This is a genomic window from Flavobacterium saliperosum, from assembly GCF_900100625.1.
GTDB classification, from domain to species: Bacteria; Bacteroidota; Bacteroidia; order Flavobacteriales; family Flavobacteriaceae; genus Flavobacterium; species Flavobacterium saliperosum.
In genome coordinates this window covers 183377-198489 of record NZ_FMTY01000004.1, presented here as the reverse complement: position 1 = coordinate 198489, position 15113 = coordinate 183377, and the positions used below count along the sequence as shown (strand labels likewise).

Below are 15113 nucleotides of genomic sequence, written 5' to 3'. Positions count from 1 at the left end.
GATGTTGTTTAATAACTTTTAAATCAGTAAAAAAAATCTGCGCATCTGCGGCTTAATAAAAGTTTTAAAAAGCGAACCCGAATTCTAACAAGAATTTGGGTTTTTCTTTTGTAACATTTTACAGTTTTTACGTATAATAAGAAAGCTAAAAAAATGAAGAAACACGAAGTGCATATTTTGAAAAAATCGGCCGGTTTTGGCGGAATGAAAGAAGAGCTGTCCAAAGAAGTGGAACATTTTCTGAATAAGAAATCGGCAGAAGGCTATGAGGTAATCAATGTGTCGTTTACCTATTACGAAGCGACGGAGCTTATCGCTTTCATCACGCTTTGCCGTTAATTTAATAAAACTTTAACCTGTCAAAATTGCATTAACCGTCTGTCAGATTTGAATTTGGCGTGTAATTTGAGTAACTTTCATAACTTAAATAAGTAAAAAAGAAAAACACTATGTTAGGATATTATATTTTATTGGGCGCGATTGCGCTGGCGAGTTTTTTGGTGAGTTCGCGATTAAAGAGTAAGTTCGCGAAGTATTCGAAAGTGCATTTGCGCAACGGGATGTCCGGTGCCGAAATCGCCGAAAAAATGTTGGCCGACAACGGTATTTACGATGTAAAAGTCATTTCCACACCGGGAATGCTAACTGACCATTACAATCCGGCGAACAAAACCGTGAATCTGAGTGAAGGCGTTTACAACCAACGCAATGCTTCGGCGGCGGCGGTAGCGGCGCACGAATGCGGTCACGCGGTGCAACACGCGCAGGCGTACCAATGGTTAACGATGCGTTCGCAAATGGTACCGATGGTCAATGTGTCTTCCTCGTTATCCCAATGGTTAATTATGGGTGGGTTGATTTTGGGTATCGGTGCAAAATCGTCCATCGGATTTTATGTGGCGGTGGCCGGTTTGGTTTTAATGGCTATTGCTACCGTATTCAGTCTGATTACGTTGCCGGTGGAGTATGACGCGAGCAACCGCGCGTTGGCATGGCTCAAAAGCAAAAACATGTTAGGTCAGGAAGAATATGCCGGAGCCGAAGACGCCTTAAAATGGGCAGCCAGAACCTACGTAGTAGCCGCTTTGGGTGCCGTTGCTTCCCTGTTGTATTGGGCGCTGCAGGTTTTCGGAAGAAGAGAATAAGCACTGTATTTATAAAGCATGAAATCCGTTACATAGTAGCGGATTTTTTTTTTGGAGCGAAGGTTTGGGCTTTTTTGCAGTCCTTGTTCCCGCTTTCCGTTGCAATTACCTTTGTCAAAGTTCAAAACTTTGACAAAGGTAATTTACACTGCAATCGGGGCTAGGTAGGAAACCATTTTTCTTTTTGTGTCGTTTCAAATAACCAAATCCACCAATAACCAAATTACAATTGTATCTGTCGTTCAATCTGTTGGTCCAGCGATATAAACGTCTCCGTTCGGGACACCCCGTCAATCGCCTGGATTTTTTTGTTCAGCAGTTGCATCAAGTGTTCGTTATCCCGACAAATGATTTTAATTAAGATACTCCAGTTTCCGGTGGTGTAATGGCATTCCAGTACTTCCGGTATTTTTTTCAGTTCTTTCACTGCTTCCGGGTTTCGCGCCGCTTTGTCCAGATAAATCCCCACAAAGGCCATCGTGCTGTAGCCCAAAACCTTGGTGTTTAACACAAATTTCGACCCCGAAATCACGCCGGCCTGTTCCAGCTTCCGCAACCGCTGGTGAATCGCGGCACCGGAAATGCCGATTTTGTTGGCAATCTGTAAAATGGGTTTTCGGGCGTCTTCCATCAGGTCGCGCAGGATCTGTTTGTCAATACCGTCGATTTCTATTTGTAAGTGATTTAGTTTCATTGTTGATAATATGAAAGTTATTATAGCTTTAACGATTTAAATATAGTCATAATTTTTAGTTAAAGGTTCAAATTTTTTAAAAGTGTAAAAAATTACGCATCTATATAGTAAGGAATGTTTCGTTATCCGTGAAGCAATTTCAATTTAGTGTCAATTTACTACTAACCCCAAATCTAGTAAAATGAAAAATTCAATTTTTAAATTAGTTTTTGCAGTGATGGTTTCACTGTTGAACGGTGTTGCGGCAACGGCCCAGAATATTGAGGCGGTTCCCGAAAAGCCGATTACCAAAAAAGCACTGGAAAATCAAATGAGTCAGATTTTGGTCAACTCTGCCAATTACAACGATGTGAAGCTGGTTAAGAAGGTGGCTTTGGAAGAATTGCATTCCGATGTAATGACCCTGCTTTCCCGAAACGAAAACGACTTATCCGATGCCAGAACCATCATCGAAAACAAGAACTCCGAGATAAAGAAACTGAAAAGCGACGTGGCGGCAGCCAATGCTAAGGTTGTAGCGTCCGATACATCCAATGAAACTTTCCTGTTTTTCGGAATGCAACTCGACAAGAATCTGTATCATGCCATCATGTGGTCGTTGGTGTTAACATTGCTGATCACCGTAATTTTTTCTGCCATTCGATTCAAAAAAGCAAACGAGATTACCAAGAATTCAAAAACCATATTAACCGAAGTGGAAGACGAGTTGGAGACCTTTAAGCGCAATGCCATCGAAAGAGAGCAGAAACTGAGACGCCAGCTTCAGGACGAAATCATCAAACAAAAGAAAATGGCAGAAGCCTCATAAAAAAATCCCCCGTTACAAGCGGGGGATTTTTTTATTTATAGCCTTTGTATTCGACTTCTTTTTCATGGAAAATCACACCGTATTCCTCAAGCTCTTTTAAAATAGGAAGATACACTTCTTTGTTTAACGGTAATTGCACACCCGGTGTTTTGATGTTGCCGTTCAGGATTTGTAAGGTTGCCATCGCTACGGGTAATCCTACCGTTTTGGCCATTGCGGTATACGTTTGGTCGTCGCCAAGGCAAACCATGGTGGCATCGATTTGTTTTTTCACGCCGTTCAATTCGTATCCGAATTTGTGGTACATTACGATCATGTCCTTGTCGTCGGGTTGTAACGACCAGCTGTCGGTTAAAATTTTCTCCAGAATTTGTGCCGGAGTCGCGTTTTTCAGACCTACAATCTTATTTGGGTTGAACAAATCCAGTTCCAGTAACTTGTCCCACATCACATCATCCTGATCGATTTTCAGTTGGTGACGCAATTTGATTTCCACGGAATCCGTTGGATGATACGGTAAAAATAAATTGATGAATTCTCGGTAGCTCATGGTTTCCGAATCGTCAATAACATACGAATCGTCCGTCATGCCCAATTGCACGAACATGTCCCAGGCTTTGGAGTACCCTACACGACGAATTGTGCCTCTGAAAACCGTTGATGCATCGTTCAATCCGTAAACGCTTCGGTATTTTAACGAATCGCGGTTGGCATACCCTTCGAATCTTCCGTAGCCATCCACTTCAAGAAACTCAGTTCTTCGGAACAATTTGTTGTACGGAATGTATTTGTATTTGCCTTCCTGAATGAATTTGGCAGCGCCGCCCTGTCCGGCCAAAACCACATTTCTTGGGGCCCAGGTAAATTTGTAATTCCAAAGATTGGTATCCGATTCCGGAGCAACCAAACCACCACAGAACGATTCGAATAAAATCATTTTTCCGCCTTTTTCACGAATCTCATCAATCACTTTCATAGCGCTCAAATGGTCGATTCCCGGATCAAGTCCGATTTCATTCATGAAAATCAGGTTGTTTGCTTTTGCCGCTGCATCCAATTCCTGCATGGCATCGGAAATGTAAGAAGCCGTAACCATGTGTTTTTTGTAAGTAATACAGTCTTTGGCTACCTCAATATGTAAATGCGCGGGCAACATCGAAATTACGATGTCCGCTTTCTGAATTTCTTCTCTGCGCTGGGTTTCGTTAAAGATGTCTAATGCGATAGCCGTGGCATTTGTATGGTTTTGTGTTTTTTTCTGCGCCAATTCCAAAGACAAATCGCCAATGGTAAGATGCAGGTTTTCACTTTCCGATTTTTCCAACAGGTATTTAATAAGCGAAGACGCCGAACGACCCGCTCCGATAATCAGAATATTTCTCATGATGAGGTATGTTTTAAAAAGTCCACGAAAATAAGAATTTGTTATATTCTTTGGAAGCAGAAAACAAGATAAGTTTCATTATTTAACTTTTAAATTGTGCTAACTTTGGGCATAATTTGAAATTATGGATAAAAAAATCATTGGTGTCGCTGCTTTTATGGGGGCAGTGGCTATTGTCTTAGGCGCTTTCGGAGCACACGGCTTGAAAGAGGTTTTAAGTGAAACGGAGCTGATTACTTTTGAAACCGGTGTCCGATATCAGATGTATCATGCGTTGTTTCTTCTTTTTGTGGGGACAACAGGTTTGATTGACGGGAAAACCAAGAAAACAATTCTTTGGTTGACAGCTGTTGGTGTGCTTTTCTTTTCGGGATCCATCTATCTTTTGGCAACCGCTTCACTCGCATCTCTTAACGTGAAATTTCTCGGTCCGATTACACCGATTGGAGGGCTGTTAATGATTTCGGCGTGGATAGTGCTTTTTGCTAAAATTCAGGGTAAAAAAACAGAATAATTGGTTAAAAAAACCTATCTGAAATTAAATTTTTTTATTTTTGCGTTCTTAAAAACAAACAAACAACACATTTTAATTATGAATGTTACCAAAACAATTTCATTAGAGAAATACGGAATTAATAACACAGTTGAAATTGTCTACAATCCGTCATTTGATTTCTTGTATAATGAAGAGCTGAATCCTGCGTTGGAAGGGTATGAGAAAGGGCAGTTGTCTGAACTTGGCGCAGTAAATGTAATGACTGGTGTATTCACGGGAAGATCTCCTAAAGATAAATATATTGTAAAAGATGATGTTACCAAAGATACGATTTGGTGGACTTCTGAAAAAGCAGTAAACGATAACAAGCCAATTACACAGGATACCTGGAATGCTTTAAAAGAAACTACGGTGAAGCAGCTTTCAGGAAAACGATTATTTGTGGTGGATGCTTTTTGCGGCGCCAATGAAGATACCCGTTTGAAAGTACGTTTCATTATGGAAGTGGCCTGGCAGGCACATTTCGTAAAAAACATGTTCATTCGTCCTACGGAGGCAGAATTGGAAAACTTCGGTGAGCCTGATTTTATTGTAATGAACGGTTCCAAAACCAGTTTCAAAGACTATGCGGCGCACGGATTAAATTCGGAAGTATATGTGGCGTTCAACCTTACCGAGAAAATCCAGTTAATTGGAGGAACGTGGTACGGTGGAGAAATGAAAAAAGGTTTGTTCTCCATGATGAACTACTACCTTCCGTTAAGAGGAATTGCTTCCATGCACTGTTCTGCCAATAAAGGGAAAGACGGTGATGTTGCGGTATTCTTCGGCTTGTCCGGAACAGGAAAAACAACCTTGTCAACCGATCCGAAACGTGAATTAATCGGAGACGATGAGCACGGATGGGATAACGACGGGGTTTTCAATTTCGAAGGCGGTTGTTATGCCAAAACCATCGATTTAAGCAAAGAAAATGAACCGGATATTTACGGAGCCATCAGAAGAAATGCATTGCTTGAGAATGTTACTCTGGATGCTGACGGTAAAATTGATTTTAAAGACGGTTCCGTGACACAAAACACACGTGTTTCATATCCTATCGATCATATTGAAAATATTGTAAAACCGGTTTCCAAAGCAGGTCACGCTTCAAAAGTGATCTTCTTAACGGCAGATGCTTTCGGAGTAATGCCACCGGTTTCCAAATTGACTCCGGAACAAACAAAATACTATTTCTTATCTGGTTTCACGGCTAAATTAGCAGGAACGGAAAGAGGGGTGACACAACCGGAGCCAACGTTCTCTGCGTGTTTTGGCAAGGCATTCTTGTGTTTGCACCCAACAAAATACGGGGAAGAATTGGTGAAGAAAATGGAAGAACACAATGCAACGGCTTATATGGTGAATACAGGCTGGAACGGAACAGGAAAACGTATTTCAATTAAAGACACGCGTGCCATCATCGACAGAATCTTAGACGGTTCATTGGAGAAAGCGGATACGCAAATCGTTCCAATCTTCAACTTGGAAGTACCAACGGCTTTGGAAGGGGTAAATACGGAAATCCTTGATCCAAGAAATACGTATGCGGAGGCTTCCGAATGGACTGCAAAAGCAGAGGATTTGGCGAGAAGATTTATCAAAAACTTCGTTCAGTATACGGATAATGAGGAAGGCAAGAATCTTGTGAATGCAGGACCTCAATTATAAAAATAAACAGTATTGATATAAGGATCCCAATCGAAAGGTTGGGATTTTTTTTGTTTAAAACGGATATGCTAAATTTTAAAGTAAGTATACCGCCACAAATTTACTGATTTATTCATTGCTTTTTCAATCTGCGAATTTGCAAATGTCATTTGGAAATAAAAAAAAGCAGCCAAACGGCTGCTTTTTCAATATAAAAAGTAAAGTTATTTGTCCTTAGATTCTTTATTAGCTTTAATAATGTATTTTTCCAAAGCCATGGTCATCGAAGGTGTTTCCGGTGTTGGCGCCATGATGTCGACTCTTAAACCGTGTTCCAAGGCTTCTTTTTGGGTGGTACTTCCGAAAACGGCGATACGGGTGTTGTTCTGAACGAAATCAGGGAAGTTTTTAAATAACGACTTGATTCCTGTCGGACTGAAAAACGCCAAAACATCATAATATACGTCTTTTAAATCGGAAAGATCACTCATTACGGTTTTGTAGAAAGTTCCTGGTAACCAGTTTACTTTTAAGGCGTTTAAGGTTTGTGGGATATCCGCATTCAATTGGTCGGATGATGGTAAAAGGAATTTCTCGTCCTTGTATTTTTTAATAAGTGGCGACAAATCGACAAAGTCTTTCTGACCCACATAAATTTTACGTTTTCTGTAGACTACATACTTCTGTAAATAGAAAGCGATGGCTTCCGACTGGCAAAAATATTTCAAATCTTCCGGCACTTTGTAGCGCATTTCCTCTGCGACTCTGAAGAAGTGATCTACCGAGTTTTTGCTGGTTAGGATAATCGCCGTGAAATTGTTCAGGTCGATTTTCTGTGCGCGGACTTCTTTGGCCGAAACGCCCTCTACGTGAATAAAAGGCCTAAAGTCAACTTTAATTTTCAGTTTTTGCTGAAGCTCAAAGTACGGTGAATTCTCCACTTTAGGCTCTGGTTGAGAAACCAAGATAGTTTTCACTTTCATATTTTAAATAAAATCAATTATTCTAACTTTTTGTAAACCAATAGTACATGAAATAATAGGGCGCTATTTCAAGTGCGCAAAGATACAAAATAAAATAAAAGAACTTACTCAGAATTAAGTTTTGATAATTCTTTAATGAAAAGAAGTATGTTATCATGTTAATTATCAAAATGATAGAAATAATAACGAGAAGCAGTGTTTTTGACAAGAAATCGTTATAGAAAAGCAAAACGTTCAGCGGTAAAACCAACAATCCGACATAGGTCCGGTAATTCACTTTCTGTAAATTAAACTGTTCGTTGAATTCTTCAATATTGAAAGTGGTGGCGATAATTTTCTCAATCAGGTATTTCGAAAGAATAAAAACCCCTAATAAAGTGATAATCTGGATATAGGAAATCCAATTCGTTTTGGTGGTGTAGCCGAAATAACTGAGCGTTAACTGTATTAAAAAAGAAAACGAAATCAATTGGACAAAAAACATGGAAATGGTAAACCAACTGTTCATGTTACCACTGTCTTTGTAAATTTTAAGGTATTTGTCTGAAATCGCAATGCGAATGAATTCGGCGAAACGTACTTCAAAAACGGCACGATTAACTGCTATCAAAGTAAAACACAGGACAAACAATACCGTTGCCCAATCTTTATTTTCGATTATTCTCTCGTTAAATACTAAATCCATCATAGCGGAGGTAAAAATACTAATTTTTAATGTGAATTGTACATCTTGTTTCGCTGACAGGCAGAAATAAAGAGAATCATCGGATTGAAAGGAATACCGTTAAAAACATACAATCGCGATTTGTTGTAAATTTATTATAATTTTATTGTGAATCCACCGTTAGAAATAATGTATTTTTGCACGTAAATTTAGAGTAAAATGAGCAGAGGCGTAGTTATTATTCCTACTTATAATGAAATAGAAAACATAGAAGGCATTGTTCGTGCCGTATTTGCCCTGAGCACTCCTTTCCATGTTTTAATAGTAGACGATAATTCGCCCGACGGAACAGCCCAAAAAGTGGAGGAACTGCAGCGTGAATTTCCCGAACGATTGCACCTTGAAAAGAGAGCTAGAAAAGCGGGTTTGGGAACGGCTTACGTTCATGGTTTTAAATGGGCTTTACAAAACGGTTTCGACTATATCTTTGAAATGGATGCCGATTTTTCCCATAACCCTAAGGATTTGGAACGTTTATATGAAGCTTGTGTTAACGGAGCGGATATGGCCATCGGGTCGCGTTACGTAACGGGAGTGAATGTGGTCAACTGGCCGCTTAATCGCGTTTTGATGTCGTATTTTGCTTCGGTGTATGTTGATTTTATCATGGGAATGAAAATTCATGATGCCACCGCCGGTTTTGTTTGTTATAAGCGAAACGTGTTGGAAACCATCAATCTGGATAAGATAAAATTCATCGGGTATGCGTTTCAGATTGAGATGAAATACCGAACGTTTGTCAATAAATTCAAAATTGTCGAAGTGCCGATTATCTTCACCGACCGTACCAAAGGACAGTCTAAAATGAGCAATGCCATTATTAAAGAAGCCATATTCGGAGTGATTACATTGCGATTAAAAAAAATATTCAATACACTATAATAGAATGAATTCAACGTTAATTAAGAATGCGAAGATTGTAAATGAGGGGGTAATTTTTGAAGGCGATGTACTGATTGAAGGCGAATTCATAAAAGAAATAGGCACCGACATCAGTCATAAATCATCTATTTCTCAGGTCATTGATGCCGAAGGGAATTATCTGATTCCCGGTGCTATCGACGACCAGGTGCACTTTCGCGAACCGGGTCTCACCCATAAAGGCGATATCGCATCCGAATCCCGTGCCGCGGTGGCCGGAGGAGTAACCTCATTTATCGAACAGCCCAATACCGTTCCCAATGCGGTTACGCAGGAATTGTTGGAGCAGAAATATGAAATCGCTTCCCGTACATCGTTTGCGAATTATTCGTTCATGATGGGCGGAACCAACGATAATCTGGAGGAAGTTTTAAAAACGAACCCACGTAATGTGGCGGGAATCAAATTGTTTTTAGGTTCTTCGACCGGAAATATGCTGGTGGATAACGAAGAGGTACTGGAAAAGATTTTCTCAAGTACGCCAATGTTAATCGCAGTGCATTGCGAAGACGAAGCTACCATAAAAGCCAATCTGGAACGTTACAAAGCCGAATACGGCGATGCTATTCCAATGAAGTTTCATCATTTGATCCGCAGTGAAGAGGCGTGTTATTTATCGTCTTCAAAAGCGATCGAATTGGCGAAAAAAACCGGTGCACGATTGCATATTTTCCATGTTTCCACCGCAAAAGAAACCGAACTGTTTACGAACAAAATTCCGTTGGAAGATAAAAAAATCACCGCGGAAGTTTGTGTACACCATCTTTGGTTTACCGATGCGGATTACGAAACGAAAGGCACCTTAATCAAATGGAATCCGGCTGTAAAAACGCAAGCGGATAAAGACGGACTTTGGAAAGCCTTATTGGATGACCGTATCGACGTTATCGCAACCGATCACGCACCTCATACCTGGGAAGAAAAACAAAATCCCTACACGAGTGCACCTTCGGGGGGGGCGTTAGTGCAACATTCTGTGGTCGCCATGTTTGAAGCGCATTTGCAGGGAAAAATTTCCGTAGAAAAAATCGTGGAGAAAATGGCGCACAATCCGGCTAAAATTTTCAAAATAGAAAAAAGGGGCTTTATCCGTGAAGGATACTATGCGGATTTGGCCATCGTTAATACGGCGTTACCTTGGACGGTTAATAAAGACAATATCCTGTATAAATGCGGATGGTCACCTATGGAAGGGACGAATTTTAAATCGAGAATTTCCCATACTTTTGTAAACGGACAGTTGGTGTATGCCAATGCGAAAGTGAAGGAAGCCCATTTCGGACAACGTTTATTATTTGAAAGATAAGATGAAGAGAATAAGTGTACTATTTGTTTTGCTTTTCGTTTTCGGTTGTGGAAACGGCGCAGTGGAAAAACCGGAAAATCTTATTGAAAAAGAGGTGATGGTGGACATCCTGTATGAGTTGGCACTAATCCAATCGGCAGAATCAAACAATCCAATCGTTTTTTCGCAAAATGAAATAAAGGTGAACGAGATGATTTACAAGAAGTACAATATTGACAGCGCTTCTTTTGCACAGAGTAATCGCTACTATGCCTCCGACCCTCATAATTATCAAAAATTATTCAAGAAAGTTTCCGAAAAAATAGCCGCCCAAAAAGAAGCGCTTAACCAACAGTCCTTGAAGGAAACAGGAAAAACTATTGCGCCTTCCGATGCGCCTGCGATACAGTAATCAGGCATTCTCTCATGGGACGGAACGCATAATTCAGCTGGGAAATAACTTTTGAATTGTCATACGTTTCAAGTGAATGCGATGATTTTGAAGTCGCTCTGGTAAATGTTTGCTTTTTGAAGAACAGCTTAGACAACAACCAGTCGATTCGCCAATATAGAGAAGTCATATAGGGTCTTGCATAAAGGTAAGGCCTTTTTTTCTGCATGGCATCGGCAATACTATTCAGCAGATTCTGAAGGGTAATGTTTTCAGAAACGATGGTAAACCGTTCTCCGGAAATCGGACTTTTCATAAGTTGGATCATAATAGCAACCACATCGTCAACCGAAGTGATTCCGGTAGAACCTTTGGTGTAAAAAGGAAACCCGTTTTGGATTTTCTGTAAAAGCAATCCGCTGCCGGCAGTGCCGAATCCCTTTCCGAAAATTACGCCCGGGTTCACAATCACAATGTCCAAACCTTCCTGGGAGGCTCTCCAGACTTCCGTTTCGGCGCCGTATTTGGTTAGGGCATAATCGCCGTGATTTTTTTCCGGATTCCATTCGGTTTCTTCTGTAATGACGGTTTCTCCTTCTTTCACATCACCCAAAGCCGCAATGGAACTCACATGACATATTTTTTTTACGTTGAAATCAATACAGCAGTTGACCACATTGGCGGTGCCTTCGATATTGGTTTTTCTTAGTTTTTCTTCGTCGTGGGTGTCAAACGAAATCAGCGCCGCACAATGATAAACATGGGTAACGTTTTCAAACGCTTTTTCCAGAGCGGGAATGTCGGTAATATCCGCTTCCATCCACTCGATTTTATCAAATAAAGCGATTTGATTCTCCATCCGGAAAAGGTTTTTTGTCTTTTCAACCGATGATTCACTACGATAGATGGCACGAACGGCTTCATTTTCCTGAAGTAAATGCAGCAGCAGATGCGCTCCTACCAAACCGGTTCCGCCTGTAACTAATATCATATGGCGAAATTACGAATTATGAATCAGGAATTGTCTTTTTTTTTGAAGAACCGATGCGGTAAATTCCCGGACAAACAAATACCCGACCCGAGCGAAAGCGAATAGATGAAATAATCCACAATAAATTTTATCTTTGTGCTCACGAAGCCTTAATGGCGGAACCGACGTAAGTAAATTGAGTATACAGATGAAAAATTTTATTGAAGAAGTGACTTGGAGAGGAATGCTCCACGACGTAATGCCGGGCACGGAAGAACATTTGATGGAACAGATGCGCGTGGCGTATGTGGGAATTGACCCAACAGCGGATTCATTGCATATAGGACACTTGGTGGGGGTAATGTTGTTGAAACATTTTCAGTTAAGCGGACACAAACCGTTGGCGCTGGTAGGTGGTGCAACGGGAATGATTGGTGATCCTTCCGGAAAATCAAACGAAAGAAACTTGTTGGATGAAGCTACGTTGCGTCACAATCAGGAGGCGATTAAAGGACAGTTAGCGCGATTTTTGGATTTCACTTCCGATGCGCCCAATGCGGCCGAGTTAGTCAACAATTACGATTGGATGAAAACGTTTTCATTTTTGGATTTCATTCGTGATGTCGGCAAACACATTACGGTGAATTACATGATGGCCAAAGATTCGGTAAAGAAGCGATTATCCGGTGAAACGGCGGAAGGCATGTCTTTCACGGAATTTACCTATCAATTGGTACAGGGTTACGACTTTTTACATTTGTACCGCGCCAAAAAATGTACGTTGCAAATGGGTGGAAGTGACCAGTGGGGCAATATTACCACGGGAACGGAATTGGTGCGTCGTATTGAGGGTGGAAAAGCCTACGCGTTAACGTGCCCGTTAATTACCAAAGCGGATGGTTCTAAATTTGGTAAATCGGAAGGCGGTAACATCTGGTTGGATGCCGAAAGAACGTCTCCGTATAAATTCTATCAATATTGGTTGAACACGTCGGATGCCGATGCGGAGAAATACATCAAAATTTTCACGTTCTTAGACAAAGAAACGATTGAAAAACTAATTGCAGAACATAATGAAGCGCCTCATTTGAGAGTGTTACAGAAACGTTTGGCCGAAGAAATCACGGTGATGGTACATTCGCAGGAAGATCTGGATAATGCTATTGCGGCTTCGAGTGCTTTCTTTAGTCCGAGTATGGATGAATTGAAAAAGTTAGATGAGAAAACGTTCCTGGAAGTTTTTGATGGTGTGCCGCAAGCGGAAATTTCTATGGATGATTTGAATGCAGGTTTGGATATGATTGCCGCATTAGCCGCAAAAACAAACTTCTTAGCTTCAAACAGCGATGCCCGAAGAGAATTGAAACAAAATGCGATTTCTTTAAACAAAGAAAAAGTAGCGGAAGACTATATGATTTCTCCGAAGGATTTAATCAACAATCAGTTTCTATTGTTGCAGAAAGGAAAGAAAAATTATTATGTGATCAAGGTTAAATAACCATCAGGTTACAACCCCGAATATCCGAATTATCAAAACGTCCCAACACTTCGAAAGAATGGTTGGGATATTTTTTTCCCAAATCCTGCGTAGCGATGAACGAGCAGGAGTTAAAGTTGGCCAAGTCAATCACGTTGATGCCGCCGGTTTTTCCTTCGGAAACGTAGCTTAAAGCATCTTCTGTGTCGCGAATGAGGATTTCCATCCAGGGCGGACATTCGAAAACGCCGTCACCTAACGAATAGGCTTGCGAAAGCAGTTCCGTCATACCGTATTCGGAATGGATTTTGGAAACGCCAAAACCTTTGCATAAGATGTCGTGCAATTCCTCACGGATGATTTCCTTGCGCTTGCCTTTCATGCCTCCGGTTTCCATGAGGATGGTATTCTTCAGTTGGAAGTTTTGTTGCTCAATCAAATCCAATAACGCATAGGTTACGCCAATCAGGATTACATTTTGACCGGATTGGTCTAAAGCGATCAGCTTTTCGGTCAGTTCGTCGTAATTGTGCAGGTAAAAACCGCTTTCCGGTTGGTTGGAGCGTTCAATTAAATCTTCCACCATGTAAATTAGGGAAGATCCTTCGCGTTCCAAATAGGAAGGAAGCAATGCCAAAACCACATAATTTTCAATGTTTCCGTAAAATTGAGAAAAGCCCAGGCGGAAACTTTCTTCGTAATACTTCAGGTCGGTTACCAAATGATGACTGGTGTTGGTTCCGGTGGTGCCGCTGCTGGTAAAGGTAATCTGAACCGGTTCGGTGGAACTGATAACCTCGTGCGATTTGAAAAACTGTATCGGTAAAAACGGAATTTCAGCAATCGATTTCACGTTCGTTTTGTTTTTCTTTAGCAAATTGCAAAAGTTTTGGTACACCAAATTGTTGTCATATTGATGACGAAACACTTTGAGGGTAATTTTCTCAAACTCTTTTTTGGAAGCAATGTGAAATATGTCGGACGTAGATACCATGTGGCAAATGTACAAAAATAAAAAAGCACCAACTTTCGCTGATGCTTTCTTTATAAGTGTAAAAAAGGAATTATTTGATGACCAATTTTCTGGTTGCCGTTTTTCCTTCTTCGATGATTTTAACTACATAAACTCCTGCATTTAAGCTGGAAACGTTTACTAACTCGCTTGAAGTGGTGGTGTTGAAAACCTGTTTTCCGGTTACGTCGTAAATAGTTATGTTTCTTTCTGAATTAAGATCGGATGAGATGAATAATTTCCCGTCAACAACCGGGTTAGGATATACTTTTAAGCCGGCGATGTTGTTTTCTTTTACACCTAAGACCAAAGAAGTAACATCGGCATAAGTGGTTCCGACTTTAATCTCGTCAATTTCCACTTTTGGCGTGGCAGAAGCATTTCTTAAAGTAATTGATGCAAAACCGTTAAATGAAGTTGAAGTACCCGCATTGTTTACAATGCCACCGGCTGGTTCTGCGCCACCCAGACTTGAAGGATTCACCCATAAGGTAGCTGTTGTTGAATTGTCTACGGCTTTCTCTACTTTCACCACAACCAAATAGGTGGTGCCATACGTTAAATCGACTGGATTTGCCGTATATGGTGGGGTTGATCCAGAAGAGTTGTTTTGGATTAATAATTGGTAGTTCGCGCCTGAATTTGTAGATACGGCAGCCAATCGACCCGCCAATTGATTGACTGAAGCGCCGCTGGAATTCCCGAAGGACATGAAATAACTGTTAGTTCCTGTTAATGTTGTGGCTGTCGACAATTGTGTATTATCGATAATGTTAATTAGTGCAGAATAATATAGCGTGGTAGTTGTGGTGGTGAAACCTCTGTTGATGTCTCTTGGGGTTGTGGCATTGCTTCCCGGTAAAAGGATTTTGTTTCCTGTTGATGGCGCTATGCCGGCATAAGAAAGGTTACCGGAAATCACTTCAATTGGACTTGCATTTGAAGTACTGTGCGTAGCCCAGTTGTTATTGATAACGCCGTCATTTGTAGTAGCTGTTCCTCCCACATTGCTTCCGGCAGGAAAATCAAAACCTTCGTAGATTAGGGTTTGTGCAAACGATAATGAGGAAGTCAGGACAAGTAATAAAATGTAAATTTTTCTCATAAAAGTATTTTTTTGTTACAAAAATAATA

General features: G+C 40.7%; 16 protein-coding genes. 9 read left to right on the top strand and 7 right to left on the bottom strand.

The genetic code is table 11. From position 1 onward, the window contains the following. Positions 1-153: 153 nt before the first annotated feature. Together BLQ05_RS09525 and BLQ05_RS09520 are read left to right on the top strand one after the other, a co-directional pair. A complete protein-coding gene (locus BLQ05_RS09525; protein ID WP_023576083.1) occupies positions 154-339 on the top strand; it encodes a hypothetical protein in 186 nt (61 codons plus the stop codon). A 110-nt stretch (positions 340-449) separates the two neighbouring features. Next, a complete protein-coding gene (locus tag BLQ05_RS09520) occupies positions 450-1145 on the top strand; it encodes a zinc metallopeptidase (protein WP_023576082.1) in 696 nt (231 codons plus the stop codon). Positions 1146-1368: 223 nt separating this feature from the next. Here the strand turns inward: BLQ05_RS09520 and BLQ05_RS09515 are convergent, their stop codons facing one another. After that, on the bottom strand, positions 1369-1839 hold the full coding sequence (locus BLQ05_RS09515) for an Lrp/AsnC family transcriptional regulator (RefSeq protein ID WP_023576081.1): 471 nt from the start codon (positions 1837-1839) through the stop codon (positions 1369-1371). A 181-nt stretch (positions 1840-2020) separates the two neighbouring features. Between BLQ05_RS09515 and BLQ05_RS09510 the strand changes: the two genes are divergently transcribed. Further along, a complete protein-coding gene (locus BLQ05_RS09510) occupies positions 2021-2647 on the top strand; it encodes a hypothetical protein (protein ID WP_035654278.1) in 627 nt (208 codons plus the stop codon). A gap of 31 nt (positions 2648-2678) precedes the next feature. Here the strand turns inward: BLQ05_RS09510 and BLQ05_RS09505 are convergent, their stop codons facing one another. After that, positions 2679-4031, bottom strand: coding sequence for a saccharopine dehydrogenase family protein (locus BLQ05_RS09505; protein WP_023576079.1), 1353 nt, complete (start codon positions 4029-4031; stop codon positions 2679-2681). A gap of 124 nt (positions 4032-4155) precedes the next feature. Between BLQ05_RS09505 and BLQ05_RS09500 the strand changes: the two genes are divergently transcribed. Then, positions 4156-4545: a DUF423 domain-containing protein gene (locus BLQ05_RS09500; RefSeq protein WP_023576078.1), complete on the top strand. Its 390-nt coding sequence runs from the start codon at positions 4156-4158 to the stop codon at positions 4543-4545. 78 nt (positions 4546-4623) lie between these two features. Continuing rightward, the gene (pckA, locus tag BLQ05_RS09495; RefSeq protein WP_035654330.1) at positions 4624-6237 is read left to right on the top strand and encodes a phosphoenolpyruvate carboxykinase (ATP); all 1614 of its coding nucleotides are present in this window, start codon (positions 4624-4626) and stop codon (positions 6235-6237) included. A 203-nt stretch (positions 6238-6440) separates the two neighbouring features. Here pckA and BLQ05_RS09490 read toward each other — a convergent pair whose 3' ends face one another. Continuing rightward, positions 6441-7199 carry a uroporphyrinogen-III synthase gene (locus BLQ05_RS09490; protein ID WP_023576076.1) on the bottom strand — a complete coding sequence of 253 codons (759 nt, stop codon included), beginning with the start codon at positions 7197-7199 and terminating at the stop codon, positions 6441-6443. Positions 7200-7221: 22 nt separating this feature from the next. Next, positions 7222-7887 carry a DUF4271 domain-containing protein gene (locus tag BLQ05_RS09485; RefSeq protein ID WP_023576075.1) on the bottom strand — a complete coding sequence of 222 codons (666 nt, stop codon included), beginning with the start codon at positions 7885-7887 and terminating at the stop codon, positions 7222-7224. 195 nt (positions 7888-8082) lie between these two features. Between BLQ05_RS09485 and BLQ05_RS09480 the strand changes: the two genes are divergently transcribed. The 3 genes from BLQ05_RS09480 to BLQ05_RS09470 are packed head-to-tail and all read left to right on the top strand — an operon-like array spanning position 8083 to position 10541. After that, positions 8083-8805, top strand: a complete 723-nt coding sequence (locus BLQ05_RS09480) for a polyprenol monophosphomannose synthase (RefSeq protein ID WP_023576074.1) — start codon at positions 8083-8085, stop codon at positions 8803-8805. A gap of 4 nt (positions 8806-8809) precedes the next feature. Continuing rightward, positions 8810-10150, top strand: a complete 1341-nt coding sequence (locus BLQ05_RS09475) for a dihydroorotase (protein ID WP_023576073.1) — start codon at positions 8810-8812, stop codon at positions 10148-10150. A 1-nt stretch (position 10151) separates the two neighbouring features. After that, positions 10152-10541 (top strand): DUF4296 domain-containing protein, encoded by a 390-nt coding sequence (locus BLQ05_RS09470; protein ID WP_023576072.1) that lies wholly within the window; start codon positions 10152-10154, stop codon positions 10539-10541. On the opposite strand, the gene BLQ05_RS09465 is transcribed toward BLQ05_RS09470, so the two are convergent. Then, a complete protein-coding gene (locus tag BLQ05_RS09465; RefSeq protein WP_023576071.1) occupies positions 10507-11511 on the bottom strand; it encodes an NAD-dependent epimerase/dehydratase family protein in 1005 nt (334 codons plus the stop codon). The genes BLQ05_RS09470 and BLQ05_RS09465 overlap by 35 nt on opposite strands. Before the next feature lie 187 nt (positions 11512-11698). Between BLQ05_RS09465 and tyrS the strand changes: the two genes are divergently transcribed. Then, positions 11699-12988 (top strand): tyrosine--tRNA ligase, encoded by a 1290-nt coding sequence (gene tyrS / locus BLQ05_RS09460; RefSeq protein WP_023576069.1) that lies wholly within the window; start codon positions 11699-11701, stop codon positions 12986-12988. Here the strand turns inward: tyrS and BLQ05_RS09455 are convergent. Continuing rightward, positions 12981-13961 carry a LuxE/PaaK family acyltransferase gene (locus BLQ05_RS09455; protein WP_023576068.1) on the bottom strand — a complete coding sequence of 327 codons (981 nt, stop codon included), beginning with the start codon at positions 13959-13961 and terminating at the stop codon, positions 12981-12983. The two genes, tyrS and BLQ05_RS09455, sit on opposite strands and share 8 nt — an antisense overlap. A 70-nt stretch (positions 13962-14031) precedes the next feature. Further along, positions 14032-15084, bottom strand: a complete 1053-nt coding sequence (locus tag BLQ05_RS13665; protein WP_023576067.1) for a T9SS type A sorting domain-containing protein — start codon at positions 15082-15084, stop codon at positions 14032-14034. Between the last annotated feature and the right edge of the window lie 29 nt (positions 15085-15113).

Bases quoted from the DNA above. Each gene is read 5' to 3' on its own strand.
- BLQ05_RS09525 (WP_023576083.1), top strand. From the start codon at position 154: ATGAAGAAACACGAAGTGCATATTTTGAAAAAATCGGCCGGTTTTGGC.
- BLQ05_RS09520 (WP_023576082.1), top strand. From the start codon at position 450: ATGTTAGGATATTATATTTTATTGGGCGCGATTGCGCTGGCGAGTTTT.
- BLQ05_RS09515 (WP_023576081.1), bottom strand. From the start codon at position 1,839: ATGAAACTAAATCACTTACAAATAGAAATCGACGGTATTGACAAACAG.
- BLQ05_RS09510 (WP_035654278.1), top strand. From the start codon at position 2,021: ATGAAAAATTCAATTTTTAAATTAGTTTTTGCAGTGATGGTTTCACTG.
- BLQ05_RS09505 (WP_023576079.1), bottom strand. From the start codon at position 4,031: ATGAGAAATATTCTGATTATCGGAGCGGGTCGTTCGGCGTCTTCGCTT.
- BLQ05_RS09500 (WP_023576078.1), top strand. From the start codon at position 4,156: ATGGATAAAAAAATCATTGGTGTCGCTGCTTTTATGGGGGCAGTGGCT.
- pckA (WP_035654330.1), top strand. From the start codon at position 4,624: ATGAATGTTACCAAAACAATTTCATTAGAGAAATACGGAATTAATAAC.
- BLQ05_RS09490 (WP_023576076.1), bottom strand. From the start codon at position 7,199: ATGAAAGTGAAAACTATCTTGGTTTCTCAACCAGAGCCTAAAGTGGAG.
- BLQ05_RS09485 (WP_023576075.1), bottom strand. From the start codon at position 7,887: ATGATGGATTTAGTATTTAACGAGAGAATAATCGAAAATAAAGATTGG.
- BLQ05_RS09480 (WP_023576074.1), top strand. From the start codon at position 8,083: ATGAGCAGAGGCGTAGTTATTATTCCTACTTATAATGAAATAGAAAAC.
- BLQ05_RS09475 (WP_023576073.1), top strand. From the start codon at position 8,810: ATGAATTCAACGTTAATTAAGAATGCGAAGATTGTAAATGAGGGGGTA.
- BLQ05_RS09470 (WP_023576072.1), top strand. From the start codon at position 10,152: ATGAAGAGAATAAGTGTACTATTTGTTTTGCTTTTCGTTTTCGGTTGT.
- BLQ05_RS09465 (WP_023576071.1), bottom strand. From the start codon at position 11,511: ATGATATTAGTTACAGGCGGAACCGGTTTGGTAGGAGCGCATCTGCTG.
- tyrS (WP_023576069.1), top strand. From the start codon at position 11,699: ATGAAAAATTTTATTGAAGAAGTGACTTGGAGAGGAATGCTCCACGAC.
- BLQ05_RS09455 (WP_023576068.1), bottom strand. From the start codon at position 13,961: ATGGTATCTACGTCCGACATATTTCACATTGCTTCCAAAAAAGAGTTT.
- BLQ05_RS13665 (WP_023576067.1), bottom strand. From the start codon at position 15,084: ATGAGAAAAATTTACATTTTATTACTTGTCCTGACTTCCTCATTATCG.